This window comes from Citrobacter sp. RHBSTW-00881 (assembly GCF_013728515.1).
GTDB classification, from domain to species: domain Bacteria; phylum Pseudomonadota; class Gammaproteobacteria; order Enterobacterales; family Enterobacteriaceae; genus Citrobacter; species Citrobacter braakii.
In genome coordinates this window covers 668,172-694,692 of the sequence record NZ_CP056269.1, presented here as the reverse complement: position 1 = coordinate 694,692, position 26,521 = coordinate 668,172, and the positions used below count along the sequence as shown (strand labels likewise).

At 52.1% G+C, this 26,521-nt stretch carries 26 protein-coding genes, 1 tRNA gene and 1 pseudogene; 20 read left to right on the top strand and 8 right to left on the bottom strand.

Annotated elements, in window-relative coordinates; genetic code table 11:
• Positions 1 to 51: 51 nt before the first annotated feature.
• Positions 52 to 1,287 (top strand): multifunctional CCA addition/repair protein, encoded by a 1,236-nt coding sequence (locus tag HV311_RS03420; protein WP_047414044.1) that lies wholly within the window; start codon positions 52 to 54, stop codon positions 1,285 to 1,287.
• 52 nt (positions 1,288 to 1,339) lie between these two features.
• Here HV311_RS03420 and bacA read toward each other — a convergent pair whose 3' ends face one another.
• A complete protein-coding gene (gene bacA, locus HV311_RS03415) occupies positions 1,340 to 2,158 on the bottom strand; it encodes an undecaprenyl-diphosphate phosphatase (protein WP_016154535.1) in 819 nt (272 codons plus the stop codon).
• Positions 2,159 to 2,244: 86 nt separating this feature from the next.
• The gene (gene folB / locus HV311_RS03410; RefSeq protein ID WP_003828442.1) at positions 2,245 to 2,613 is read right to left on the bottom strand and encodes a bifunctional dihydroneopterin aldolase/7,8-dihydroneopterin epimerase; all 369 of its coding nucleotides are present in this window, start codon (positions 2,611 to 2,613) and stop codon (positions 2,245 to 2,247) included.
• A gap of 106 nt (positions 2,614 to 2,719) precedes the next feature.
• On the opposite strand from folB, the gene plsY reads away from it, so the two are divergent.
• Positions 2,720 to 3,337, top strand: coding sequence for a glycerol-3-phosphate 1-O-acyltransferase PlsY (gene plsY, locus HV311_RS03405; RefSeq protein WP_016154536.1), 618 nt, complete (start codon positions 2,720 to 2,722; stop codon positions 3,335 to 3,337).
• 31 nt (positions 3,338 to 3,368) lie between these two features.
• Here plsY and ttdR read toward each other — a convergent pair whose 3' ends face one another.
• Entirely contained in the window at positions 3,369 to 4,310 is a 942-nt protein-coding gene (ttdR, locus tag HV311_RS03400; protein ID WP_191220707.1) for an L-tartrate utilization transcriptional activator TtdR, read from the bottom strand.
• Positions 4,311 to 4,522: 212 nt separating this feature from the next.
• Here ttdR and ttdA point away from each other — a divergent pair, with 212 nt between their 5' ends.
• The 10 genes from ttdA (at position 4,523) to ureG (ending at position 12,598) form a co-directional block, all read left to right on the top strand.
• Positions 4,523 to 5,431, top strand: coding sequence for a L(+)-tartrate dehydratase subunit alpha (ttdA, locus tag HV311_RS03395; protein ID WP_016154538.1), 909 nt, complete (start codon positions 4,523 to 4,525; stop codon positions 5,429 to 5,431).
• A complete protein-coding gene (gene ttdB / locus HV311_RS03390; protein WP_016154539.1) occupies positions 5,428 to 6,033 on the top strand; it encodes a L(+)-tartrate dehydratase subunit beta in 606 nt (201 codons plus the stop codon). Before ttdA ends, ttdB begins: the two co-directional genes overlap by 4 nt.
• Positions 6,034 to 6,081: 48 nt before the next feature.
• Complete coding sequence (locus HV311_RS03385; protein WP_049283285.1) at positions 6,082 to 7,545, top strand: anion permease; 1,464 nt, start codon at positions 6,082 to 6,084, stop codon at positions 7,543 to 7,545.
• Between the two features lie 123 nt (positions 7,546 to 7,668).
• On the top strand, positions 7,669 to 8,493 hold the full coding sequence (locus HV311_RS03380; protein ID WP_220131812.1) for an urease accessory protein UreD: 825 nt from the start codon (positions 7,669 to 7,671) through the stop codon (positions 8,491 to 8,493).
• A 10-nt stretch (positions 8,494 to 8,503) separates the two neighbouring features.
• Positions 8,504 to 8,806 (top strand): urease subunit gamma, encoded by a 303-nt coding sequence (locus HV311_RS03375; protein WP_019077709.1) that lies wholly within the window; start codon positions 8,504 to 8,506, stop codon positions 8,804 to 8,806.
• A gap of 9 nt (positions 8,807 to 8,815) precedes the next feature.
• Positions 8,816 to 9,136, top strand: coding sequence for an urease subunit beta (locus tag HV311_RS03370; RefSeq protein WP_016154543.1), 321 nt, complete (start codon positions 8,816 to 8,818; stop codon positions 9,134 to 9,136).
• Positions 9,129 to 10,832 carry an urease subunit alpha gene (gene ureC, locus HV311_RS03365; protein WP_181627439.1) on the top strand — a complete coding sequence of 568 codons (1,704 nt, stop codon included), beginning with the start codon at positions 9,129 to 9,131 and terminating at the stop codon, positions 10,830 to 10,832. Before HV311_RS03370 ends, ureC begins: the two co-directional genes overlap by 8 nt.
• Positions 10,833 to 10,841: 9 nt before the next feature.
• Positions 10,842 to 11,300 carry an urease accessory protein UreE gene (gene ureE, locus HV311_RS03360; RefSeq protein ID WP_094168675.1) on the top strand — a complete coding sequence of 153 codons (459 nt, stop codon included), beginning with the start codon at positions 10,842 to 10,844 and terminating at the stop codon, positions 11,298 to 11,300.
• The gene (locus HV311_RS03355; protein WP_016154546.1) at positions 11,300 to 11,971 is read left to right on the top strand and encodes an urease accessory protein UreF; all 672 of its coding nucleotides are present in this window, start codon (positions 11,300 to 11,302) and stop codon (positions 11,969 to 11,971) included. The genes ureE and HV311_RS03355 overlap by 1 nt, the downstream gene beginning before the upstream one ends.
• Positions 11,972 to 11,980: 9 nt before the next feature.
• Entirely contained in the window at positions 11,981 to 12,598 is a 618-nt protein-coding gene (gene ureG, locus HV311_RS03350; RefSeq protein WP_019077712.1) for an urease accessory protein UreG, read from the top strand.
• 48 nt (positions 12,599 to 12,646) lie between these two features.
• On the opposite strand, the gene tsaD is transcribed toward ureG, so the two are convergent.
• The gene (gene tsaD, locus HV311_RS03345; protein ID WP_003024694.1) at positions 12,647 to 13,660 is read right to left on the bottom strand and encodes a tRNA (adenosine(37)-N6)-threonylcarbamoyltransferase complex transferase subunit TsaD; all 1,014 of its coding nucleotides are present in this window, start codon (positions 13,658 to 13,660) and stop codon (positions 12,647 to 12,649) included.
• A 235-nt stretch (positions 13,661 to 13,895) separates the two neighbouring features.
• On the opposite strand from tsaD, the gene rpsU reads away from it, so the two are divergent.
• From rpsU to rpoD, 3 genes are all read left to right on the top strand, one after another.
• On the top strand, positions 13,896 to 14,111 hold the full coding sequence (rpsU, locus tag HV311_RS03340) for a 30S ribosomal protein S21 (RefSeq protein ID WP_001144069.1): 216 nt from the start codon (positions 13,896 to 13,898) through the stop codon (positions 14,109 to 14,111).
• Positions 14,112 to 14,350: 239 nt separating this feature from the next.
• Positions 14,351 to 16,096 (top strand): DNA primase, encoded by a 1,746-nt coding sequence (gene dnaG / locus HV311_RS03335; protein ID WP_019077713.1) that lies wholly within the window; start codon positions 14,351 to 14,353, stop codon positions 16,094 to 16,096.
• A gap of 164 nt (positions 16,097 to 16,260) precedes the next feature.
• Complete coding sequence (gene rpoD / locus HV311_RS03330; protein WP_016154549.1) at positions 16,261 to 18,105, top strand: RNA polymerase sigma factor RpoD; 1,845 nt, start codon at positions 16,261 to 16,263, stop codon at positions 18,103 to 18,105.
• A gap of 45 nt (positions 18,106 to 18,150) precedes the next feature.
• Here rpoD and mug read toward each other — a convergent pair whose 3' ends face one another.
• Positions 18,151 to 18,657 carry a G/U mismatch-specific DNA glycosylase gene (gene mug / locus HV311_RS03325; RefSeq protein WP_103767095.1) on the bottom strand — a complete coding sequence of 169 codons (507 nt, stop codon included), beginning with the start codon at positions 18,655 to 18,657 and terminating at the stop codon, positions 18,151 to 18,153.
• A 125-nt stretch (positions 18,658 to 18,782) separates the two neighbouring features.
• On the opposite strand from mug, the gene HV311_RS03320 reads away from it, so the two are divergent.
• Positions 18,783 to 18,858, top strand: a tRNA-Ile gene (locus tag HV311_RS03320).
• Between the two features lie 483 nt (positions 18,859 to 19,341).
• On the opposite strand, the pseudogene HV311_RS03315 reads toward HV311_RS03320, so the two are convergent.
• Positions 19,342 to 19,494 (bottom strand): annotated as a pseudogene (locus HV311_RS03315) (regulator); the annotation flags it as partial.
• A gap of 100 nt (positions 19,495 to 19,594) precedes the next feature.
• On the opposite strand from HV311_RS03315, the gene HV311_RS03310 reads away from it, so the two are divergent.
• The 4 genes from HV311_RS03310 (at position 19,595) to HV311_RS03295 (ending at position 23,797) form a co-directional block, all read left to right on the top strand.
• Complete coding sequence (locus HV311_RS03310) at positions 19,595 to 20,218, top strand: phage repressor protein CI (RefSeq protein ID WP_103767161.1); 624 nt, start codon at positions 19,595 to 19,597, stop codon at positions 20,216 to 20,218.
• 11 nt (positions 20,219 to 20,229) lie between these two features.
• On the top strand, positions 20,230 to 21,123 hold the full coding sequence (locus tag HV311_RS03305) for a BRCT domain-containing protein (RefSeq protein WP_191220705.1): 894 nt from the start codon (positions 20,230 to 20,232) through the stop codon (positions 21,121 to 21,123).
• Positions 21,124 to 21,126: 3 nt separating this feature from the next.
• A complete protein-coding gene (locus HV311_RS03300) occupies positions 21,127 to 22,143 on the top strand; it encodes a phage integrase (RefSeq protein WP_103767093.1) in 1,017 nt (338 codons plus the stop codon).
• Between the two features lie 91 nt (positions 22,144 to 22,234).
• Positions 22,235 to 23,797 carry an ATP-dependent nuclease gene (locus HV311_RS03295; protein ID WP_103767092.1) on the top strand — a complete coding sequence of 521 codons (1,563 nt, stop codon included), beginning with the start codon at positions 22,235 to 22,237 and terminating at the stop codon, positions 23,795 to 23,797.
• Positions 23,798 to 24,272: 475 nt separating this feature from the next.
• On the opposite strand, the gene HV311_RS03290 is transcribed toward HV311_RS03295, so the two are convergent.
• Together HV311_RS03290 and HV311_RS03285 are read right to left on the bottom strand one after the other, a co-directional pair.
• The gene (locus HV311_RS03290; protein WP_071524484.1) at positions 24,273 to 24,596 is read right to left on the bottom strand and encodes a DUF1889 family protein; all 324 of its coding nucleotides are present in this window, start codon (positions 24,594 to 24,596) and stop codon (positions 24,273 to 24,275) included.
• A gap of 113 nt (positions 24,597 to 24,709) precedes the next feature.
• Positions 24,710 to 26,521, bottom strand: a complete 1,812-nt coding sequence (locus HV311_RS03285; RefSeq protein ID WP_191220704.1) for a diol dehydratase reactivase subunit alpha — start codon at positions 26,519 to 26,521, stop codon at positions 24,710 to 24,712.

Below are 26,521 nucleotides of genomic sequence, written 5' to 3'. Positions count from 1 at the left end.
CCGCCACACTGGCATATGATTAAGGGATCATAATTTCAAAAGGAAAGTGGCGTGAAGATTTATCTTGTCGGTGGTGCTGTTCGGGATGCGTTATTAGGGCTACCGATTAAAGATAAAGATTGGGTTGTTGTCGGCGCCACGCCGCAAGAGATGCTCGACGCGGGCTACCAGCAGGTAGGCCGCGATTTTCCTGTGTTTCTGCATCCGCAAACCCGGGAAGAGTATGCGCTGGCGCGTACCGAACGCAAATCAGGCTCGGGGTATACCGGATTCACCTGTTACGCCGCGCCGGATGTGACGCTGGAGGCTGATCTTCAGCGTCGCGATCTGACCATCAACGCAATGGCCCGCGATGACGACGGCGAGATTATCGATCCGTATAACGGACGCGACGATCTGGAAAACCGTCTGCTACGCCATGTGTCCCCCGCCTTTAGCGAAGATCCATTGCGCGTGCTGCGCGTGGCGCGCTTTGCTGCCCGCTATGCGCACCTCGGTTTTCGTATCGCTGAAGAAACCATGACGCTGATGCGCGATATGAACGCCGCAGGGGAACTGGAACACCTGACGCCAGAGCGGGTGTGGAAAGAAACAGAAGGTGCTTTAACCACCCGCAACCCACAGGTATTTTTTCAGGTCCTGCGCGACTGCGGCGCACTGCACGTCCTGTTTCCGGAAGTAGATGCCCTGTTTGGCGTTCCCGCGCCCGCGCAATGGCATCCTGAAATTGATACCGGTATTCACACGCTGATGACGCTGTCGATGGCGGCCATGTTAAGTCCGGAGGTCGACGTGCGTTTCGCCACGCTGTGCCACGATCTTGGCAAGGCATTGACGCCAAAAGCGCTGTGGCCACGCCACCACGGTCACGGTCCGGCTGGCGTGAAGCTGGTCGAGCAACTGTGCCAACGCCTGCGCGTGCCGAATGACATCCGTGATTTAGCCAAACTGGTAGCCGAGTTCCACGACCTCATTCATACCTTCCCGATCCTGCAGCCGAAAACCATCGTTAAGCTGTTTGATTCCATCGATGCCTGGCGCAAACCGCAGCGCGTGGAGCAAATCGCCCTGACCAGCGAGGCCGACGTGCGTGGGCGAACCGGTTTTGAAGCGGCGGATTATCCGCAAGGCAGGCTGTTGCGTGAAGCCTGGCAGGTTGCGCAGGCGGTACCAACGAAAGACGTCGTTGAGGCGGGATTCAAAGGTCAGGCTATTCGCGAGGAACTGACCCGGCGTCGGATCGCGGCGGTGGCCGCCTGGAAAGAACAACGTTGCCCAAAAGCATAGACAGTGCATTGCCGGATAAGCGTTAACGCCGCTATCCGGCAAGCTAGCAAAATCAGAAGAACACGACGTAAACGGCTGCCGCCACAATAAAGCGGTAAATCGCAAACGGAATAAACGAGATGCGCTTAATCAGCTGCAGGAAGGTTTTGATCGCCACCAACGCCACGATAAACGCCGTCACGAAACCAACTGCAAACATCGGAATATCTGATGCGCTGAGGAACGTCCAGCTTTTGTAGAGATCCAGCGCCGTTGCGCCCATCATCATCGGCACGGCCAGCAGGAAGGAGAATTCGGAGGCCGCGTAACGGCTTACTCCCATCAGCATACCGCCAGAAATCGTCGCCCCGGAACGAGAAAAACCCGGCCACAGCGCCAGACACTGGAAACAGCCAATCATAAACGCCTGGCGATAAGTCATATCATCCAGACCCGGCGCACGCGGCTCTTTCGGCTTCAGGCATTCTGCGGCAATCAGCAGCACGCCCCCTACCACCAGCGCATACATGACGTTGATCGGGTTAAACAGCGATTTGATGATGTCGTGGAAAATCAGTCCCAGTACGACGGCAGGAACCATCCCCAACAGGATATGGCCCAGCGTCAGCCGACCTTTGCCAGTGCCTTCATGTGGGACCTTACCGAAGTGAATGCCAATCAGGCCAAACAGGCGTCGCCAGAACATCACCACGACCGCCAGGATAGAGCCCAACTGGATAACCACCTCAAATGTTTTTGCGGTGTCACCCTCAAAACCCAGCAAGTGGCCAACAATAATCATATGGCCGGTACTGGAAACGGGTAAAAACTCCGTCAATCCTTCGACCACACCTAAAATTGCCGCCACCAGCAGCGAGTGCATATCACTCATTAATGAACCTCTAGATAGATAAACCACGGCGAAAACGAGCCGACATAAAGACCCTTTTATACCCGTTTGGTTTAGATATTATTATTTTAATTATTTTCTTTCAGATTATTGCCACGCTCAATGATAACCCCGACGTTCGCCGCACGGGCTACCGCGCCAGGTTTACTGAGTTTGATCCGCACCCATGGAGAATTAAAACGGCTCAGCAGCAGATCCGCCACCTCTTCCGCCACGCGTTCGACCAGCGCAAAGCGCCCGCCTTCCACATGATTAACAACCGTTTGAGCAATATCAGCATAGCTCAGGCAATCAGCCACATCATCGCTTTTAGCCGATTTACGGTTGTCCCACGCCATTTCGATATCGAACACCAACTGTTGTTCGATCGTTTGTTCCCAGTCGTAAACACCAATAGTGGTGATTACAGAAAGTTGCTCTATAAATACAATATCCATCACGACCTGCCTGCTTTTTGGCTAACCCGGATACCACTTCCGGCGAAATATGCGTATTATCCACAGAAGTAGCGTTTTACACGACATTTTCAAAACGGAACAGCTTATGAGTGCAATCGCGCCTGGAATGATTATCTTCGCGTACCTCTGTGGCTCAATTTCCAGTGCTATTCTGGTATGCCGCCTTGCTGGATTACCGGACCCGCGTGACAGCGGATCTGGGAATCCGGGCGCGACAAACGTATTGCGCATCGGTGGCAAAGGAGCCGCCGTCGCGGTGCTGATTTTCGACGTCCTGAAAGGTATGTTACCCGTCTGGGGTGCCTATGCGCTAGGCATTAGCCCCTTCTGGCTGGGATTGATCGCGATCGCCGCCTGTCTGGGTCACATTTGGCCGGTCTTCTTCGGCTTTAAAGGTGGGAAAGGCGTTGCCACCGCCTTTGGCGCAATTGCGCCGATTGGTTGGGATTTAACCGGCGTGATGGCCGGAACCTGGCTGCTGACCGTCTTATTAAGCGGCTATTCATCATTAGGCGCTATCGTCAGCGCGCTGATCGCTCCCTTTTACGTCTGGTGGTTCAATCCCCAGTTCACTTTCCCGGTGTCCATGCTGTCGTGCTTAATTCTGTTACGCCACCATGACAACATTCAGCGTCTGTGGCGTCGTCAGGAGCCAAAGATTTGGACCAAGCTGAAGAAAAAACGCGAAAGAGACCCAGAGTGATTTTAATGTCGGATAGCGACGCCACAGCGTCTTATCCGGCGTGGGGAATGTGATACCCCTCTACCGGTTTGCCTAATCGGTGCTGGCACCACGTCGCCAGAAACTCCACGCACACCCGAAGCTTCACGCTGCGATACAGCGGCTCCTGATAAACCGCCCAGATATTGGCGCTTTGCGCATAGTCCGGCAGCACGCGCACCAGTTCACCGCTTGCCAGAAACGGCTGCAGGTCCCATTCGGAACGCAGCATAATCCCTTTTCCCTGTAGCGCCCACTGCAACACAATCTCGCCGCTGTTAGAGGAAAGATGTCCCGCCACCTTGACCGACTTTTTCTCCTGGCCGTTATCCAGCTCCCACACCCCGTGCGTCATATCGCGTTCTTTAGTGACCAGGCAATCATGACGACTTAATTCCTGCAGCGTTGTCGGCTCACCGTATTTTTGTAAATACGTCGGCGCTGCACATAATATTCTTCTATTTTTCGTTAACAAATGCGCAATATAATAATCCGGAATCTCGTCATTAATACGAATATCCAAATCGATATTATCCTGCGCCAAATCAATTTGCCGATCATAAAGTTCAAAATGCACCTGTAATTCAGGATAGCTATGCATCAGTTCGGTAATAGCCGGTGCAATATAACTGCGCCCAAAGCCAAAGCTACAGCCGATACGAATCATCCCTGCCGGGCGTGTTTTGAGTTGCGTGACGTCATCGACCAGATGCTGATAGCCCGCAAGAATAGCCTGCGCATGTTCATAACAACGTTGACCACTCTCCGTGAGTGTCACGCGGCGCGCGGAGCGGCTTAGCAGCGTCGTCCCCAGCGTGGACTCAAGGATCTGAATGCGTTTCGTCACAAACGCGGGTGTTTGGCCCAGCGCCGCGGCGGCGGCACTGAAGCTGCCGCTATGAACAATTTCAACCAGGACCTGCAGGTCTTTCGCGAGGGGATACGTGTTCAGCATGATCGGTATATCCGTAAAGTTGTTAACCGCAGTGTAATTCCCTCATGCGTATTAAACCCTGCCTTTGCGCAATTTTTATTGCTTATCTGAACATCATTCACGATCTGTTAATTGGATATTCACAGTGGCAAATAATATAAACCCACATTTTTAGTGTTAGTTTGTGGCGGAGAATTTATTTCCAGATAAATAAAAGAACTGGAGTTAACAAGATGAGCAATCAAAATAACCAAAATGCGATAACTACGCTGACAAACATTGTCGCCGATTTTACCGCCATGATTTCTACCCGCATGCCTGACGACGTCGTAGATAAATTAAAACAGCTGCGTGAAGGCGAAACTTCGCCGATGGGTAAAATCATCTACCACACCATGTTTGACAACATGCAGAAAGCTATCGACCTGAACCGTCCGGCCTGTCAGGACACCGGCGAGATTATGTTCTTTGTGAAGGTAGGCTCCCGTTTTCCGCTGCTGGGCGAACTGCAAAGCATCCTGAAACAGGCCGTTGAAGACGCCACGGTAAAAGCGCCGCTGCGCCATAACGCGGTCGAGATTTTTGACGAAGTGAATACCGGCAAAAATACCGGTACCGGTGTGCCGTGGGTCACCTGGGACATCATCCCTGATAACGACGACGCGGAAATCGAAGTCTACATGGCAGGCGGCGGTTGTACGCTGCCGGGACGTTCAAAAGTGTTAATGCCTTCTGAAGGCTACGAGGGCGTGGTGAAATTTGTCTTCGAAAATATCTCCACGTTGGCAGTCAACGCTTGCCCGCCAGTGCTGGTGGGCGTAGGTATTGCCACCTCCGTGGAAACCGCCGCCGTCCTTTCTCGTAAAGCGGTGCTACGTCCTATCGGATCACGTCATCCGAATCCAAAAGCGGCCGAACTGGAACTGCGTCTGGAAGAAGGGCTGAACCGTCTGGGCATTGGCCCGCAAGGGTTGACCGGGAATAGCTCGGTGATGGGCGTGCATATCGAATCCGCCGCACGCCATCCGTCGACTATCGGCGTTGCCGTTTCTACCGGCTGCTGGGCACACCGTCGCGGCACGCTGTTGGTTCATGCTGACCTCTCCTTCGAAAACCTGTCTCACACCCGGAGCGCGTTATGAAAAAGATCCTCACAACCCCGATCAAAGCCGAAGATCTGGCCGACATTCGCGTTGGCGATGTCATCTACCTGACCGGTACGCTGGTGACCTGCCGTGACGTGTGTCACCGCCGCCTGATCGAACTGAAGCGCCCGATTCCTTATGACCTGAACGGCAAAGCCATTTTCCACGCGGGGCCCATCGTACGTAAGAACGGTGAAAAATGGGAGATGGTCTCCGTTGGCCCAACCACCAGCATGCGTATGGAAGCGTTTGAGAAAGATTTTATCGAGCAGACGGGCGTCAAACTGGTAGTCGGCAAGGGCGGCATGGGACCGCTAACGGAAGCAGGCTGCAAACAGTTTAAAGCGCTGCACGTAATCTTCCCGGCAGGTTGTGCGGTCGTGGCGGCAACCCAGGTTGAAGAGATCGAAGAGGTACACTGGACCGAACTTGGCATGCCGGAGTCCCTGTGGGTATGTCGGGTTAAAGAGTTCGGCCCGCTGATCGTTTCCATCGATACCCACGGCAATAACCTGATCGCCGAAAACAAAAAGCTGTTCGCTGAACGTCGCGATCCTATCGTCGATGAAATCTGCGAGCACGTGCACTACATCAAATAACCCTCCCGGAGAGGCGCTGCGCCTCTCCCTTTTCGTAGGGATACAACAATGGCACCTTTAGCTGGTTGGTGGCGATACCTGGCTCCGCTGGTGGTCATCGCCATTATAGCTGTACTGCCCGTCCCCAACGGCCTTGAGAGCCACACCTGGCTCTATTTTGCCGTTTTTACCGGTGTGATTGTGGGGCTTATTCTGGAACCTGTACCGGGCGCGGTGGTAGCGATGATTGGCATTTCGATCATCGCCGTCCTTTCACCGTGGCTGCTGTTCAGCCCGGAGCAACTCGCGCAGGACGGTTTTAAATTTACCGCCAAATCGCTGTCATGGGCGGTATCAGGTTTTTCAAACTCGGTAATCTGGCTTATCTTCGCGGCCTTTATGTTTGGTACCGGCTATGAGAAAACCGGGCTCGGTCGACGTATCGCGCTGATGCTGGTGAAAAAGATGGGGCACCGGACGCTGTTTCTCGGCTATGCGGTGATGTTCTCTGAGCTTATCCTCGCTCCCGTCACGCCATCCAACTCCGCGCGCGGGGCCGGAATAATCTACCCGATTATCCGCAACCTGCCGCCGCTGTATAACTCGCAGCCCAATAGCGCCAGTTCTCGCTCCATTGGCTCGTACATTATGTGGATGGGCATTGTCGCCGACTGCGTCACCAGCGCCATTTTCTTAACGGCGATGGCACCGAACCTGCTGTTAATCGGCCTGATGAAAGGCGCGTCACACACGGCGCTGAGCTGGGGCGACTGGTTCTTAGGCATGCTGCCGCTGAGTATTTTACTGGTGCTGATTGTGCCCTGGCTGGCGTACGTGTTGTATCCACCGGTGCTGAAATCCGGCGATCAGGTTCCGCGCTGGGCGGATACCGAGCTAAAAGCAATGGGACCGCTCTGCGCACGCGAGAAAAAGATGTTGGTGCTGATGGTCGGCGCACTGGTGCTGTGGATCTTCGGCGGCGATTACATTGACGCCGCGATGGTCGGATACAGCGTAGTGGCGTTGATGCTGGTACTGCGCATCATTAGCTGGGATGACATCGTCAGTAATAAAGCCGCGTGGAACGTCTTTTTCTGGCTGGCCTCGCTGATAACGCTGGCGACCGGGCTCAATAACACCGGTTTTATTACCTGGTTCGGCAAGCTGCTGGCAAACGGGTTGAGCGGTTATTCGCCGATGATGGTGATGGTGGCGCTCATTGTGGTGTTCTATTTGCTGCGCTACTTCTTTGCCAGCGCCACGGCGTATACCTCCGCCCTGGCGCCGATGATGATTGCCGCCGCACTGGCAATGCCGGAAATTCCACTTCCGGTCTTCTGCCTGATGGTCGGCGCAGCCATTGGTCTCGGCAGCATTCTGACCCCGTATGCCACCGGTCCTAGCCCTATCTACTACGGCAGCGGCTATTTGCCGACGGTAGATTACTGGCGACTCGGTGCTATTTTTGGCCTGATTTTCCTTGTGCTGCTGGTGATTACCGGTCTGGTCTGGATGCCCCTCGTTTTACTGTAAAACCCCATTGGGGCGGCATATTGTCGCCCCTTTATCCATAAGCTTCTCATATGATCGATTTCCCGATGCGCTGAGGCATACTTTTTTGTATGCAAACACCCTCATGCTGATAAGGGAAACGCTCTGGACACGGTTGCGCACGAGACACTCACACGGGGCTGGCAGGCCGAACTGGATCTGCATTTCACCCGCACTGGGCACAACACGGTGCTCGCCTCGGCGCGTCATCATGGTCCATTGACGGTTCAGCGTCCGTTTTACCCGGAAGAGGACGTCTGCCACCTCTATTTGCTTCATCCACCCGCGGGGATCGTCGGCGGGGATGAACTACACATTGCCGTAACTCTCAACGAAAACAGCCATGCGTTAATCACCCAGCCCGGCGCGGGAAAGTTTTATCGCAGCGGTGGGCCGCAAGCGTTGCTGCTCCAACATTTCACGCTCGCCCCGCACGCCACGCTGGAGTGGCTCCCCCAGGATACGATCCTCTTTCCTGGCGCCAACGCCACTATCCAGTCCGTCTTTCACATCGCGTCGGAGAGTCGACTGCTGGCCTGGGATCTGCTGTGCCTCGGGCGACCAGTTATGCAGGAGTCCTTCAGCCACGGCACGCTGCAAAACCGTCTGGAAGTGTGGCGAAATGGGCAGCCGCTGCTGATAGAGCGCTTGCAGTTGCAGAAGGGGGAGCTGAGCGGCGTCGCGCACCATCCCTGGGTCGGTACGTTGCTGTGTTATCCGGCCACTGAAAACATGCTGGAAGGCACGCGCGAGCGGCTGACGCCGCTTGGCGATTACGCCGGGGCAACGCTTAACGACTCACTGCTGACGATCCGCTTTCTTGCCGACGACAACCTGATTGTTCAGCGCGTTATGCGTGACATTTGGCAATTTCTGCGCCCGCTTTTGACACACAAACCGCCCGTAGTACCGCGAATCTGGCAAACCTAAGAGACCCCGTATGGAACTGACCCCCAGAGAAAAAGACAAGCTGTTGCTGTTTACCGCCGCGCTGGTGGCAGAACGTCGCCTGGCCCGCGGGCTGAAGCTGAACTATCCGGAATCGGTGGCGCTAATTAGCGCTTTCATCATGGAAGGGGCACGCGATGGTCAAACTGTGGCCTCGCTGATGGAAGACGGGCGTCACATCCTGCGCCGCGATCAGGTGATGGAAGGCGTACCGGAGATGATCCCAGATATTCAGGTTGAAGCGACGTTTCCGGACGGATCAAAGCTGGTCACCGTCCACAACCCGATCGTTTAAGGAGCGGCAATGATCCCTGGTGAATATCAGATAGCCAAAGGCAATATCGCGCTCAATCAGGGGCGGGAAACCTGTACGATCGTGGTGGAAAACCATGGCGACAGACCCATCCAGGTGGGATCGCACTATCACTTTTCCGAGGTGAACCCGGCGCTGCGCTTTGACAGGCGGGCTGCACGCGGCTTTCGTCTAAACATTCCTGCGGGCACGGCGGTACGTTTTGAGCCGGGACAAAAACGCGAAGTCGAACTGGTACGCGTCGCTGGCGCACAAAGGATCGTGGGTTTTCGCAGCGAAGTGATGGGCGCGCTGGAGGCAAATGATGAGTGAAATTTCACGGCAGGCGTACGCCGACATGTTTGGCCCAACCACCGGCGATAAGGTACGTCTGGCGGATACCGACCTGTGGATTGAGGTGGAAAAAGACTTCACCACCTACGGCGAAGAGGTCAAATTCGGCGGCGGGAAAGTGATCCGCGACGGCATGGGCCAGGGACAAATGCGCGCGCAAGCGTGTGTGGACCTGGTGATAACCAACGCGCTGATCGTCGATCACTGGGGGATCGTGAAAGCGGATATCGGCATCAAGGACGCCAGGATCTTCGCCATCGGCAAAGCGGGTAATCCTGATATTCAGCCCGACGTCACGATCCCGATCGGCGTGGGAACTGAAGTCATCGCCGGGGAAGGCAAGATCGTCACCGCGGGCGGCGTGGATACGCATATTCACTGGATCTGCCCACAGCAGGCACAGGAGGCGCTGGTTTCCGGCGTAACGACGATGATCGGCGGAGGCACCGGCCCGGCAGCAGGAACTAACGCCACCACCTGCACGCCGGGTCCGTGGTACATCGCGCGCATGCTGCAGGCGGCAGACGCCTTGCCGGTTAACATCGGTTTGCTGGGTAAAGGCAACGGCTCAAATCCTGACGCCCTTCGCGAGCAAATCACCGCGGGCGCCATTGGCCTGAAAATCCATGAAGATTGGGGCGCTACGCCAGCCGCCATCAACTGTTCCCTGGAAGTGGCAGAGGAGATGGATATCCAGGTGGCGCTGCACAGCGATACGCTCAATGAGTCCGGTTTCGTTGAAGATACGCTGGCGGCGATTGGCGATCGCACCATTCATACTTTCCACACCGAAGGCGCGGGCGGCGGCCATGCGCCGGATATCATCACCGCCTGCGCGCATCCGAATATTCTGCCCTCCTCCACTAACCCGACGCTGCCCTATACCGTCAACACCATCGACGAGCATCTCGACATGCTGATGGTTTGCCACCACCTCGATCCGGATATCGCCGAAGACGTGGCCTTTGCCGAATCACGTATTCGCCGGGAAACGATCGCTGCCGAAGATGTGCTGCATGACATTGGCGCGTTTTCCCTGACCTCGTCCGATTCACAGGCGATGGGGCGCGTGGGCGAAGTGATCCTGCGCACCTGGCAGGTGGCGCACCGCATGAAGGTTCAGCGTGGTCCGCTGGCAGAAGAAACAGGCGACAACGACAACCAGCGCGTTAAACGCTACGTCGCCAAATACACCATCAACCCGGCGCTAACCCACGGCATCGCCCACGAAGTTGGCTCCGTTGAGCCTGGCAAACTGGCCGATCTGGTGCTGTGGTCCCCAGCCTTTTTTGGCGTAAAACCAGCGACGATCGTAAAGGGCGGGATGATCGCGTGTGCGCCGATGGGCGATATCAACGCCTCGATCCCCACCCCGCAGCCGGTGCATTACCGCATGATGTTCGGCGCACTTGGCGCGGCGCGGCATCGTACTCGGCTGACCTTTATTTCGCAGGCCGCTAACGCGCAAAACATCCCGCAGCAGCTCAATTTGCAAAGCGCCATCGCCGTCGTCAAAGGCTGTCGGACGGTGAAAAAGGCCGACATGATCCACAACGACCTGCAACCCAATATTACCGTCGATGCTCAGACTTATGAGGTGCGCATTGATGGCGAACTTATCACCAGCGAACCGGCAGACGTTTTGCCGATGGCGCAACGCTATTTCCTGTTTTGAGGAGTGACGATGATCTACCTGACCCAACGCCTTGACCACGCCCATCGCGTCACCGCAAGCGTCACGCTACCCATTGATATTCGAGTAAAAAGCCGTGCCAGAGTGACGCTGAACGACGGTCGCGAAGCCGGGCTAATGCTTCCGCGCGGTTTGCTGTTACGCAGTGGTGATCTGCTGACCACCGAAGATGGCAGCGAGGTGATCGAAGTGATCGCCGCGCCGGAGTCGGTTTCCGTGGTGCGCTGCGCCGATCCTTTCCTGCTCGCCAAAGCCTGTTATCACCTCGGCAATCGCCACGTCCCGCTGCAAATTCTGCCGGATGAGTTGCGCTACCATCACGATCATGTGCTGGACACCATGTTGCGCCAGTTCAACCTAGAGGTGACGTTTGCTCAACTACCGTTTGAACCGGAAGCAGGCGCTTATGCCAGTGAATCACACGGGCATCATCACGCCCATGCGCACTGATGCATAACATCCAACAGCTGCGTCTGATGCAGCTTGCCAGCAGCGCTCTCCCGGTGGGGTCGTTTACCTGGTCCCAGGGTCTGGAGTGGGCGGTTGAAATCGGCTGGGTGAAAAGCGCCGATGACTTCTCTGACTGGCAAATCCAGCAGATGGAGCAGAACTTCTTTACCGTCGACCTACCGCTACTGGCGAGACTGTATCGCGCCTGCGAGCAGGACGATCTCGCTGCTGCACGCCGCTGGAGCGCTTACCTGTTGGCCTGTCGGGAAACCCGCGAACTACGGGATGAAGAACGCAGTCGGGGCGCGGCGTTTACGCGGCTGGTCACCGACTGGGAAGCGGATTGCTCGCGGGAGTGGCGCGCGCTCTTTGTCGACAGCCAACTCTGCGGTATGGCCTGGCTAGGCGTGCGCTGGAAAATCCCCCTGACGGAGTTGGCGTTAAGCCTCGGCTACAGCTGGATTGAGAGCGCAGTGATGGCTGGCGTCAAACTGGTTCCATTTGGGCAGCAGGCGGCCCAGCGTTTGATCATTGCGCTCTGCAATCGGTATGCGCAAGGTCTGGCACAGGCGCTGGCGTGTCCTGACGCCAGCCTCGGCTCAGCAACGCCGTTGGCGGCCATCGCATCTGCCCGGCATGAAACCCAATATTCCCGATTATTCCGCTCCTGAGGAGAAAAAATGAGTAACAACAAGCATCCCCTGCGCGTGGGCGTTGGCGGCCCGGTTGGCTCCGGCAAAACGGCGCTGCTGGAAGCGTTATGCAAATCCATGCGCAGCAGCTATCAACTGGCGGTGGTAACCAACGATATCTATACCAAAGAAGATCAGCGCATTCTCACCGAGGCTGGCGCACTGGCGCCAGACAGGATCGTCGGCGTGGAAACCGGCGGTTGCCCGCACACCGCTATCCGTGAAGATGCGTCGATGAATCTGGCCGCCGTAGAGGCGCTGAGCGAGAAATTCGGCAATCTGGATCTGATTTTTGTGGAAAGCGGCGGCGATAACCTGAGCGCCACCTTCAGCCCGGAATTAGCGGATCTGACGATCTATGTGATCGACGTTGCCGAAGGTGAGAAGATCCCGCGTAAGGGTGGCCCGGGGATCACCAAATCTGATTTTCTGGTGATCAATAAAACCGATCTGGCCCCTTACGTGGGCGCCTCGCTGGAGGTGATGGAACGCGATACCCTACGCATGCGCGGCGAGCGTCCGTGGACATTTAGTAATTTAAAATCCGGAGAGGGTCTGGAAAAAATTATCGCGTTTCTGGAAGAGAAAGGGATGCTGCGGGAGTAGAGTATTGCCCGGTGGCGCTACGCTTACCGGGCCTACAATATTATGTACTTATGCCGCCGGTAATTCCGCCAGCGGCCAGCGAGGACGCACGGTCACGCCAAGATCCGCCGTTGCACCCGCTTTAAAACGCACCATGCCCGCGTAGGCGATCATCGCCCCGTTATCGGTGCAAAATTCCGGACGCGCGTAAAACACTTCGCCACGACGCTTTTGCATCATCTCGGCCAGTTTTGCACGCAGCGTACGGTTAGCGCTCACGCCCCCCGCCATCACCAGACGTTTAAAACCGGTTTGATCCAGCGCGCGTTTACACTTGATCATCAGCGTATCAACCACAGCATCTTCAAACGCACGGGCGATATCTGCACGCGTCTGATCGTCATTTTCGTTATTACGAATGGTATTCGCGGCGAAAGTTTTCAGGCCGGAGAAGCTGAAATCCAGACCCGGACGGTCGGTCATCGGGCGCGGGAAGACAAAGCGTTTTTCAACGCCTTGCGATGCAAGCTTTGACAGCATTGGGCCGCCAGGATAATCCAGCCCCAGCAGCTTGGCCGTTTTATCGAACGCTTCACCGGCGGCATCATCTATCGATTCACCCAGCAATTCATACTGCCCAATACCGGTGACGCTGATCAGTTGCGTGTGACCGCCGGAAACCAGCAGCGCAACGAACGGGAAAGCAGGGGGATTATCTTCCAGCATCGGCGCCAGCAGATGCCCTTCCATATGGTGCACAGGAATTGCCGGTACGCCCCAGGCGAACGCCAGCGAACGTCCTACGGTTGCGCCGACCAGCAGCGCGCCAACCAGACCAGGACCTGCGGTATACGCCACCGCATCAATCTCTTTTGCCGTCAGTCCCGCTTCTTTCAGCGCGGCCTGGATCAGCGGTACGGTTTTACGTACGTGATCGCGCGAGGCCAGTTCTGGCACTACGCCGCCGTAGTCAGCGTGTAATTTCACCTGACTATACAATTGGTTGGCTAAAAGACCTTTTTCATCGTCGTAAATGGCGATGCCGGTTTCATCGCAGGATGTTTCAATACCCAGTACACGCATGACTTGTTTTACCTCGCTCTATTACCGCGCAGTGTAGGACCAATGCGGGTTGATGTAAAACTTTGTTCGCCCCAGGAGTTCCGCTCGTGTATACTCCTTATCCTTATAAAAGTCCCTTTCAAAATCGCGTCGGTGCTTTACAAAGCAGCAGCAATTGCAGTAAAATTCCGCACCATTTTGAAATAAGCTGGCGTTGATGCCAGCGGCAAACCGAATTTATAAAGGTGAGAGTTACATGCCGGTAATTAAAGTACGTGAAAACGAGCCGTTCGACGTAGCACTGCGTCGCTTCAAGCGTTCATGCGAAAAAGCAGGTGTTCTGGCGGAAGTTCGTCGTCGTGAGTTCTATGAAAAACCGACTACTGAACGTAAGCGCGCTAAAGCTTCTGCTGTGAAACGTCACGCGAAGAAACTGGCTCGCGAAAACGCACGCCGTACTCGTCTGTACTAATCCATTGAGAGCCAAGGCTCTCAATTCAGACAGAGTTGTAGTTGTAAGGCCGTGCTTCCGGAAGGAATGCGCGGCTTGTTTTCGTTTATACGCGTCATCATTCAAGCTGCCTCTGCGTTGGCTGCAGTCGTTCCCTCCAGTCACGTACTGATGTACGCTCCTGAGGATTCGCTCCCTTGCCGTCTTGATGCATCTTGAATGATTTTGTGTATATAAGTCATAAAAAATAAACGGGGCATATGGCTGGACGAATTCCACGCGTATTTATAAATGACCTGCTGGCAAGAACCGACATTGTCGATCTCATCGACGCGCGGGTAAAGCTGAAGAAACAGGGCAAAAATTATCACGCGTGCTGTCCGTTCCATAACGAAAAAACCCCCTCTTTCACCGTAAACGGTGAAAAACAGTTTTATCACTGCTTTGGGTGTGGCGCACATGGCAACGCCGTCGACTTTCTCATGAACTACGACAAGCTCGAGTTTGTGGAAACCGTCGAAGAACTGGCCGCAATGCACAACCTTGAAGTGCCCTATGAAGCAGGCAGTGGCCCTAGTCAGATAGAGCGCCATCAACGGCAAAGCCTTTATCAATTGATGGACGGCCTGAACACTTTTTATCAACAGTCTTTGATGCAACCCGCCGCTACCCCCGCGCGCCAGTACCTGGAAAAGCGAGGATTAAGTAGCGACGTTATCACCCGTTTTGCTATTGGTTTTGCGCCCCCCGGCTGGGACAACGTCCTGAAACGGTTTGGCGGCAATGCTGAGAATCGTAAATCGCTGGTCGATGCGGGAATGTTGGTCACCAACGATCAGGGACGCAGTTACGATCGCTTCCGCGAACGGGTGATGTTCCCCATCCGCGACAAACGTGGTCGAGTCATTGGTTTTGGTGGACGCGTGCTGGGCGATGCCCTGCCGAAGTATCTCAACTCCCCGGAAACCGATATTTTCCATAAAGGTCGCCAGCTGTATGGCCTTTATGAAGCCCAGCAGGATAACGCCGATCCGCAGCGCCTGTTAGTGGTAGAAGGCTATATGGATGTGGTGGCGCTGGCGCAATACGGCATTAACTACGCAGTGGCATCCCTTGGGACGTCAACCACCGCCGATCACATCCAGTTGTTGTTCCGCGCGACGAACAACGTAATTTGCTGTTACGACGGTGACCGTGCCGGACGCGACGCAGCATGGCGCGCGCTGGAAACCGCACTGCCCTATATGACAGACGGACGCCAGCTACGCTTTATGTTTTTACCTGACGGCGAAGACCCCGATACGCTGGTGCGTAAAGAAGGGAAAGAGGCCTTTGAAGCCCGGATGGAGCAGGCGCTGCCACTCTCCGCGTTTTTATTTAACAGCCTGATGCCGCAGGTGGATTTGAGTACCCCGGACGGACGCGCACAGCTCAGCACGCTGGCATTACCGCTGATTACTCAGGTACCAGGCGAAACGTTACGCATTTATCTGCGACAGGAGTTGGGAAACAAGCTCGGCATTCTGGATGACAGCCAGCTTGAACGTTTAATGCCAAAACTGGCAGAAAATGGGGCTTCCCGCCCTGTTCCACAGCTAAAACGTACGACCATGCGTATACTTATAGGGTTGCTGGTACAGAACCCGGGTCTCGCCCCGCTGGTTCCGCCGTTAGGCGCACTGGATAGCAATAAACTGCCTGGACTTGGCTTATTCAGAGAACTGGTCAACACTTGTCTGGCTCAGCCAGGTCTGACCACCGGACAACTTTTAGAACACTATCGTGGCACAAATGATGCTGCGACCCTTGAAAAACTGTCGATGTGGGACGATATAGCAGATAAAGATATCGCAGAAAAAACCTTCACCGACTCACTCAACCATATGTTTGATTCGATGCTTGAGCTGCGCCAGGAAGAGTTGATAGCTCGTGAGCGCACACACGGTTTAAGCAGCGAAGAACGCCGGGAACTCTGGACGCTGAACCAGGAACTGGCCAAGAAATAACAGAAAGACAAAAGTATTTAACGGCTTAACTGCCGAATATCGCTCGGGAAGCCCCCGACAGCCGCACGGAGAGGCAGCGGCAAAATATAAGTATGCCCTCGTTTTGCCGTTGGCGGTTTTACCGCCCAACACCAATCAAACGAATTAAGTGTGGATACCGTCTTATGGAGCAAAACCCGCAGTCACAGCTGAAGCTACTTGTCCAACGTGGTAAGGAGCAAGGCTATCTGACCTATGCCGAGGTCAATGACCATCTGCCGGAAGATATCGTCGATTCAGATCAAATCGAAGACATCATCCAAATGATCAATGACATGGGTATTCAGGTGATGGAAGAAGCACCTGATGCCGATGATCTGCTGCTTGCTGAAACCTCCAACAGCACCGATGAAGACGCGGAAGAAGCGGCTGCCCAGGTTCTGTCCAGCGTTGAGTCCGAAATCGGTCGTACAACTGACCCGGTCCGCATGTACATGCGTGAAATGGGTACCGTTGAACTGTTAACCCGTGAAGGCGAAATCGACATCGCTAAACGCATCGAAGACGGGATTAACCAGGTTCAATGCTCCGTTGCCGAATACCCGGAAGCCATCACCTACCTGCTTGAGCAATACGATCGTGTAGAAGCTGAAGAAGCGCGTCTTTCCGATCTGATCACCGGCTTTGTCGATCCGAACGCGGAAGAAGACATGGCGCCAACGGCGACACACGTCGGTTCTGAGCTCTCTCAGGAAGAGATGGATGACGATGCAGACGAAGATGAAGAAGATGATGACGACAGCAGCGATGACGACAACAGCATCGACCCTGAATTAGCGCGTGAAAAATTCGGTGAACTGCGTACTCAGTACGAAATCACTCGCGACACCATCAAAGCGAAAGGCCGCAGCCATGCTGCCGCGCAGGAAGAAATTCAGAAGCTGTCTGAAGTGTTCAAACAGTTCCGCCTGGTGCCGAAGCAATTCGACTACCTGGTAAACAGCATGCGCGTCATGATGGACCGCGTGCGTACTCAGGAACGTCTGATCATGAAGCTCTGCGTTGAGCAGTGCAAAATGCCGAAGAAAAACTTCATCACCCTGTTCACTGGCAACGAAACCAGCGAAACCTGGTTCAACGCGGCAATCGCGATGAACAAACCGTGGTCTGAAAAACTGCACGACGTGGCAGATGATGTTCACCGCGGACTGCAGAAACTGCAGCAGATTGAAGAAGAAACCGGCCTGACCATCGAGCAGGTTAAAGACATCAACCGTCGCATGTCCATCGGTGAAGCGAAAGCCCGCCGTGCGAAAAAAGAGATGGTTGAAGCGAACTTGCGTCTGGTTATCTCTATCGCCAAGAAATACACCAACCGTGGTCTGCAGTTCCTGGATTTGATTCAGGAAGGTAACATCGGTCTGATGAAAGCGGTTGATAAGTTTGAATACCGTCGTGGTTACAAGTTCTCTACCTATGCAACCTGGTGGATCCGTCAGGCGATCACCCGCTCGATCGCGGATCAGGCACGTACCATCCGTATCCCGGTACATATGATTGAGACCATCAACAAGCTCAACCGTATCTCCCGTCAGATGCTGCAAGAGATGGGCCGCGAGCCGACGCCGGAAGAGCTGGCTGAACGCATGCTGATGCCGGAAGACAAGATCCGTAAAGTGCTGAAGATCGCTAAAGAGCCTATCTCCATGGAAACGCCGATCGGCGACGATGAAGATTCGCATCTGGGTGATTTCATCGAGGATACCACCCTCGAGCTGCCGCTGGATTCTGCTACCACCGAGAGCCTGCGTGCCGCAACGCACGACGTTCTGGCTGGCCTGACCGCCCGTGAAGCGAAAGTTCTGCGTATGCGTTTCGGTATCGATATGAATACCGACCACACGCTGGAAGAAGTCGGTAAACAGTTCGACGTTACCCGCGAACGTATCCGTCAGATCGAAGCGAAAGCGCTGCGTAAACTGCGCCACCCGAGCCGCTCTGAAGTGCTGCGTAGCTTCCTCGACGATTAATCTCGCCGCATAAGCATAAACGCCACCGCAAGGTGGCGTTTTTCTTTATAGTCCCCGCCTGGCCAGGGCGTCATTCACTTCCCGATACGCCTCCACAAGTTTATCCAGCGTAATCCGACTTAACCCGCTGGGATTCGGCAAAACCCATATTTGCGTCGCGCCAATAGTCAGCGTTTGTTTTCCCCACTGCGCCCCACGCTGGCTGAGGCCCTGCTCAAATGCCTGCTTCCCAAGGATTGCGAGTGCAGCAGGCTGATACTCTTCTATTTTCTCAATGAGCTTACGACCACCGTTGCGCATCTCTTGTAGCTTCACTTCATTGGCTTGCACCGTCGGTCTGTCGACAAATTTAGTCACGCCACAACGGAAGTCCAGCAGGTGTTGTGCCTCTTCGGGTTTGAGCTGGCGATCGGTAAATCCCGCCTGATGGATGACCTTCCAGAAGCGATTAGCGGGATGTGCAAAGGGGAATCCTGTACCTGCGGAAGACAACCCCGGATTGATGCCGCAAAACACCACCCGCAGCCCCGGCGCCAGTATGTCCTTAACCATAATTACTCCCATCAATACATCAGAGGAACAAGTATAACGGACTGAAAATACATTGTTTATAAAAACAGCATCCGTACGCTTATGTCTGGATTGCAACGCGGAGTTACTTTATAATCCATCGCCACGGCCCCTTAGCTCAGTGGTTAGAGCAGGCGACTCATAATCGCTTGGTCGCTGGTTCAAGTCCAGCAGGGGCCACCAAATTTTAGCTTTAAAATCATATAATTAAGCCACATTTGAGAAGGTGGCTTTTTTATTTTAAATAGTCAGTGTCCCCTTTTTGTCCCCTCATGCCAAAAGAGCCCCCCTCCTCGTCCGCATCCTAATCCAACACCATGCCCATTTTTTACATTTTGCTCATGGCTGGTTATGATTCAGGCGCAAAATTTATAAGGAAATGTTTCTGGCACTCACTAAATGCAAAGAATGCAAAAAAGAAGTATCAACCTCTGCAAAGACCTGCCCACACTGTGGCGTAAAAGATCCTGGCTTTGGTGCAAAGCAGAAACTTAGCGGCTGTCTGATACTGATTATCATTGTGGGAATAATCATGTATTTCGTTGGCAGTGGTGACGATGAAAAAGCAGCTGAAACTCCAAAGGTATGTTCTAACACTGACACCCAGTGCAACTTTGATAAGAATCTGGTAGATGCTGTGACGAAATGCAAACCATTGGTTGAGCGTTCCTTCTTGCGGATAGGTAAACGACCCTCGCGGATCATCTGACGGGCATAGCTAAGCTTGTAGCCAGTGCGACAACAGAACTCATCCAGTGTGATGAATAGCTCAGACACCACAAGATTGATGCTGGGGCGCATTGAAAAGTTACGATTCATGATGCACTATTCCTCAATTTGAGCGACGAACTTACTACTCGTCACTGTTTCACACTATTCACAACATCTTGAATCGAGATATTAGGATCACCAAATGAACGTGTCAACCACAAGCTTAACGAAAAATGATGATATCAGCTTGATTCGAGATTTTATATTCCAGAATAGAGGTGGTAAAGAGGTGATAGGGCGCATCCTTGAAGCCTATGGGTTTACGACCAGAATATCCCTATGTAATCAATTAGGTGTATCTCAGAGCACCATGGCGAACAGGTATGCGCGCGACACATTCCCGGCTGATTGGGTCATAGTTTGCCATCTCGAAACGGGCGCATCATTAATCTGGCTAAGTACGGGCACTGGCAATAAATTTGTGGATGGGCGCGATCACGAAACCGTGCATCTAAAACACATAGACATCACAAATGGGAACATTGCTACCCAAAAAGAAATCATAACTGATAGGTCAACCATTCCCGACGGCTTAACATCACCATTCATTTTGACGGCTGATAAAACAACATATCTAGCAGACAGCTATGAAGGCGAGCTGGTAGACGGTTTCTGGTTTATTGAAATTGATGGAATCGCGAGTGTACGAGAGCTTTACCGCTTCCCAGGAGGCCGTATACGCGTAGAGAACGGCAAAGCATCATTTGAATGCTCTGTATCTGAAATCAAGGTTCTCGGAAAAGTCATCAGCAAAACTGAGTTTATGGAATAAGGAGATTTAAAATGAGTCAGTTCAGCGCATTAAACTACTCAAATAATAGAGATAAAGCCATAGCAAACCTTATTAACATTATCGAAGGTATAACCTGCGATGGAAAAGTTAGTGAAAAGGAAATGATTTTTCTTGATACATGGTTATTAGAATCAGAAATAATTTCTCAAAACTATTATGTGGGTTGCATTAGAGATAAGATTACAGACATTCTCTCTGATGGTATCGTTGAACAAAACGAACTAGACGATTTAAAAGAATTACTGCTTGAGATGCAGCGCGGCCTAATCGACACTCCAAATATTGACCTTTATTCTGTTGATTCAGACAAGCATCTACTAGAAGGGTTATGCAAAGGAATGGCTTCTGATTATCATCTGAGTAATGACGAAATTAGCTATCTTAATTGGTTCCTCTCCACTAATGCTTGCCTTAAAAATAACTATCCTGGTAAACATTTGTATGAATTAGTCAGAGAAATTCTCAGTGACGGGATAATAACTGGGGACGAACGCATTGAATTATTACAGGAGATCACCGCGTTCACAGGCTCTAACATCTCTGAGGGCATAGTAGACGGGTATTCGACAACGTCACCAGTGGACTTCATAGAAAAGTTCACCTCAGAAAGCAGCAAGGTGTGCCTCACAGGGAAGTTCTTATGTGGCTCTCGCCGCCAGTGTGAAGCCGACCTAATTAAACTAGGTTGTAAAATATCAGATCGCGTAACCCAAGATTTGGATTACCTCATCATAGGAGCACTTAGCTCTAAAGATTGGAAATTCCAAAGTTTTGGTAGAAAAATTGAGCAGGCTATTGACTACCGCGACAATAAAGGCGTCCCTCTTAAAATCCTCAGTGAGGAACACTGGCAAAGCCTAATGCGTTCAACAAACCAGAGTTAAGCTATGGCAGTCAGCAAATTAAGCAACGGTAAATGGCAGGCTCAGGTTTTCCCAAACGGCCGTAACGGCAAAAGGATACGCCGCCAGTTTGCAACTAAGGGTGAAGCACAATCCTATGAGAAGTTTGTAAAAGAACAGGCTCAGGATAAGCCTTGGCTGGGAGAGAAAGCAGATAAGCGGCGAGTAATCGAACTGGTTGAATTGTGGTTTAACACGCATGGTATTACTTTGGCTGATGGTGAGAAGCGGCGAACCACAATGGCGTTCGCCTGTGAGTCGATGGGAAACCCACTAGCAACCGAGTTTAACGCCAAGATTTTTGCATCTTATCGCGAGCAGCGATTAAGTGGAAAAATAACCCGCTCCACTCGAGTGAAGACGGTTACGCCTCGCACAGTAAATTTAGAACTGGCGTATTTCAGGGCGATGTTTAATGAACTGCGCCGGTTGGACGAATGGACCGCTCCAAATCCGTTAGAGAATATGCGCGAGTTTAAAATCAGTGAGTCGGAGATGGCGTATCTTACCATTGAGGAAATTAGAACCCTCCTCGCTGAATGTGAGAAAAGCCGCTCCAAAGACCTGGCTACCATTGTGAAAATCTGCTTGGCAACTGGCGCACGATGGAGTGAGGCAGAAGGTTTGAAAGGAAACCAAATCCGCGCCGGCCAGATCATCTACGTAGAAACCAAAGGCAAGAAAAATCGCGCGGTTCCGATAACTGAAAAATCACAGGTTGAGCTACCATCAAGCAGGAAGGCGCAGTTGCTTTTTAAACCATGCTATTCAGCTTTTAGAAAAGCTATGCAACGTGCAGGCATTGAGACGCCAGCTGGACAACTTACGCATGTTTTGCGTCATACCTTCGCGTCTCATTTTATGATGAACGGCGGCAACATACTAGTGCTTCAACGTATACTTAGGCACACAGACATTAAAGTGACAATGCGATATGCACACTTTGCACCAGATCATTTATCAGAAGCTATGTTGCTTAACCCTCTTGATAGGCTGAGTTAATAATGAAAACAAAACCTTTTGATATTCTTACACATAATTTCCGATTCAATAACTTCGAGTAAAAAAATTACAAATTTATACTGAGGAAAAAATGAAGTATAGAGAAAGTCAAACTGACTTAAGTTTAAGAAAATGGTTTTCAAATTCACTAGAGCACGCGCTTTTAAGAAAAGTAGCTCTCGAGCAAGGAAGGTTACGCTCCTTATCCTCATTTGAAATTAAAATAGATTATCCATTGCTAGCAATAGCTGGAAGAAATGGATCTGGAAAATCGACTTTATTAGCTATGATTGCTTGTGCTTATCATAGTGCTGAAGATAAGCATATTATGTCTGGAAAAAGAAAGCCTTATTATACTTTTGCAGATTTTTTCATTCAGCATTCTGACGAAGTGCCTCAAGAAGGAATAGCAATAGGATATCATATTGCTCATAACAACTGGACACCGTCTAAGACAGTACCCACAGGAAAAGGGATTGGTAGGCAACTACGTTTTAAAAAGAAAGGAGGAAAATGGAATAATTACGACAAGAGAGTGAAACGTCAAGTAATCTTCTTGGGAATTGAACGAATAGTTCCCCACAGTGAAAAAAGTCAATCCAAGAGTTATGCTAAGTTATTTATATTTAATGGCCATGAGTTAGGGTGTGAAAATGAAATAAGAGACAATGTAGGTTATATACTTAACAAAAAATATGATGATTTTAAATTTGTTTCACACTCAAGATATAGGTTACCAATTGTCACGCATGAAGGTAAAACAATATCTGGATTCAACATGGGGGCGGGAGAGAATGCGCTCTTCGAAATATTCTCGATATTATATTCAGCAGAACCTGGAGCATTAATCATTGTTGATGAAATCGAGTTGGGCCTTCATGCGGAAGCACAGGTTAAGCTTATTGAAAGATTAAAGTCCGCCTCTCATAAAAGAAAGCTACAAATTATATTCACCACTCACTCAGATATAATATTTGGATGTATCCCAGACGATGCCAGAGTCTATATTGAAAGTATAAACTCTAAAACCATAATTAATACTGAAATATCTCCTGAATATGCCTTTGGAAAATTAAGCTCGGAAAACTCTCAAGAACTCGATGTATTGGTTGAGGATGTAGTTGCAGCAAAGCTTTTATCAAGCGTTCTTCCTAGTAATATCCGTTCAAGATTGCAAATTGAAGTAATTGGCTCAGCTAGCTCATTGTCACGTCAAATGGCCGCTATTTTCCAAAGGGGGAAGAAAAATAAAGTAATAACAATTTTTGATGGTGACCAAAAAAGATTTTATAAAGACAACCTAAAATGTGCACATTCTATGCTAGAAAAGAACCACGAAGAGTTCACGCAGTGGTTCTCAGAGAATATAAACTACATGCCCGGCAATGAGTGGCCTGAAAAATGGATTATAAGTAAAAATTTAGAATATGTAGATAATCTTTCAATACTGGTAAATGGGGAACCTGACGTTACTACAGCTGCACTAAATCGTGGTGCAGGCTCAGAAAAACATAAAGAATTTTACGAAGCTGCGCTATTGCTTGGTGTTAATGAATCTGAAATGCTGGATAGATGCTGCATAAACCTAGCGATGATGTGTCCCGACAATGTAAGTTATCTTGTCGATTTCATAAAAAATAAATTATCTGAATAAGCCTGAATTTTGGATTTTTAAATTTGTCTCCGAATACGTCCCATAAATTGGCAGCAAAGTGGCAGCAGAGCGCAACTCTATTCGCCACTTTTCATCACTATTCAGCTCAGAGAAATCTTTAAAATCAGCAAGTTATTGATTTCACTCACTTCAAATTGTGACTCATAATCGCTTGGTCGCTGGTTCAAGTCCAGCAGGGGCCACCAAACACAGCAAGGGCTGGCGAGTAATCGCAGGTCCTTTTTTTTGGGGGTTCTTCCGTAGATGTTGGCGCGAGCCAAAAGGATTCCTGCTGGAACAAATCAATATCTGTTCGCACCAGAATGTGAAATAAGAGCCGGGAAGAATACGGCAGGCGGGGCCTGAAGATATATTACGGGATGCCTCTGTCCAGCAACAAGCTGGTCACTGTCCCCCTCTGGACGTCGCCATCCAAAGATGGAAACGTCCGTTAGAGTTTGATTCGATAGTCAGCTCAAACTAGCTCTTTGAGCTGCTCCTGCATATAGGTTGAAAAATACTCTGGGTTCTTGATAAGGATGCGGTTACCGGAGGCCACTTTTTCTGCCCATCCGGCCACTTTTTTCGTGAACTCGGGATTCCATCCCTCCTGCTCACCCCGTGCCATCACAGCTTCTGGACTTGCTGGCACACCTAAGTCATGCAAATACTTTAAGATTCCCTTAGCGGTACTTTCATCCATTGAATGGGGTACTGACGCCGAAGTGTTCATACCACCAATAAAATCCAATGCTTTCTCAATTGCTGTTGGCATGCTCTTATCCTTAAAATTAACCACGTGAGAGACACATTTATACTATGTACCCAACTCCGCCGGGATATCAAAGAGAACATCACCTTTATTTGATTTACCCCGCAGCTAAACGCTTGCGGCGGCTGTTTTCTGCACGATTAATTCGCTATCCCGGCCAAAACCAGCCCGGTCGCTACCGCATTACGCGGCCCTTCGGTACCACGGATGTTGCCCTGTCCGGCAACCACGCCGTAATGCGCCAGCGCGTCGGTGATCATCTGCGGGATTTCGAAATCCAGCGAGGAGCCGCCCACCAGCACCACAAAAGTCATATCGCGAATAGAGCCGCCGGGTGACACCTGGCGTAAAGCGCGCAGGCAGTTGGTCACAAAAACTTTCTCTTTGGCCTGTCGGCGCACCAACCGAATTTTTTCCAGCGAGGTCTGGTTATCTACGGGGATCAGCTCGCTGTTTTTCAGATAAACGACTTTGGCAAACACTGACGGACTGAGCGGTTCGCGAAAAAACTCCACCGCGCCGTTCTCGTGGCGAATGCTGAACAGGCTCTCCACTTTTGCCAGCGGGTATTTTTTAATTTCCTCCGCCAGATACGGATCGCTTAAGCCCAGCTCGGTTTGAATCAACAGGCTGACCATATTCCCCGCGCCAGCCAGATGGACCGCTTTCACAACGCCATCGCTATTGATAATGGCGGCATCGGTGGAGCCTGCGCCTAAATCGAGGATCGCCAGCGGTGCAGCACATCCGGGCGTTGTTAACGCACCGGCGACAGCCATGTTGGCCTCCACGCCGCCGACTTCAACCGGGATGTTTAACCGGGCGCTCAGCTCACTGGCGATGGCCTGCATCTGTAAGCGATCGGATTTCACCATCGCCGCAATGCCAACGGCGTTCTCCATTGAACACTCCCCGGCAATACCGCCCTGCACCTTGCGGGGAATAAACGTATCCACCGCCAACAGATCCTGAATATACACCGCGTTCATGTCGTGACCGGTCAGCGAGGCCATCACTTTACGCACCCGCTCCAGCATACCGCCTGCATGCGTACCTGCTTCACCACGAATATCGCACACGGGCGCACAGGTGCTCATCGCCTGCATAATGGCCTGTGCGCCTTGCGCTACGTCGGCTTCACCGCCACGCTTTTCGCCGCGGATAAAGATCTTACCCGCCGGGATCACCCTTGAGCGCACATCACCCTGCGGGGTTTTCAGCACCACGGCGGAACGGTTGCCAATTAGCGCCCTGGCGATGGGGACGATGGTTTGCGTTTCCTCGGGCGTCAGGGTAAAAAAGGTCGCGATGCCGTAAGGATTCGACAGCACACGCACCACCTGTCCTGGGGCTGCCACTTCCACCGCCGCCAGCACACCTTCCGGCACCTTCTCCAGCAGGGTGACTTCATCTACCACCGGCATTGTTCGACGCAGGCGATTGTTCACCAGCACGCCATCATCTTTTTTCAGGATCGCCGCCACCACGTTGACGCCGCGATCCAGCGCCTCATTGATATACCAAACCGCCTCGAGGAAATCCCTCTCCTCACCGACCAGCGGGATCCAGCCCAGGGCAAACCTATCTTCACTCAACGCCGCCAGCTTCTCCACGGCGATGGTAGTTCCCATTCCCACGCCAACGCCGCCGGGCGTTTGCGGGTTATGCCCAATCATTGTTGATTCGGTAATGATGGTTTCAGTGATGGTTTCCATCGCCACATCGCCAATCACCGGTGCCGCCTCGTTGATGCAGATTTTCGCCACGTCCTGAAGCGACCACGGGGTGTTATTCAGCGCCTGCTGCAGGGAGGCCACCACCCCGGCAATATTGTCCCGTGTGCCTTTCATACCGGTCGTAGCGACAATCCCGCTGGAGATAAACCGGCCATGCTGCGCCAACGCCACTTCGGTGGTGGCGTTGCCGATATCAATCCCTGCAATTAACGGCAT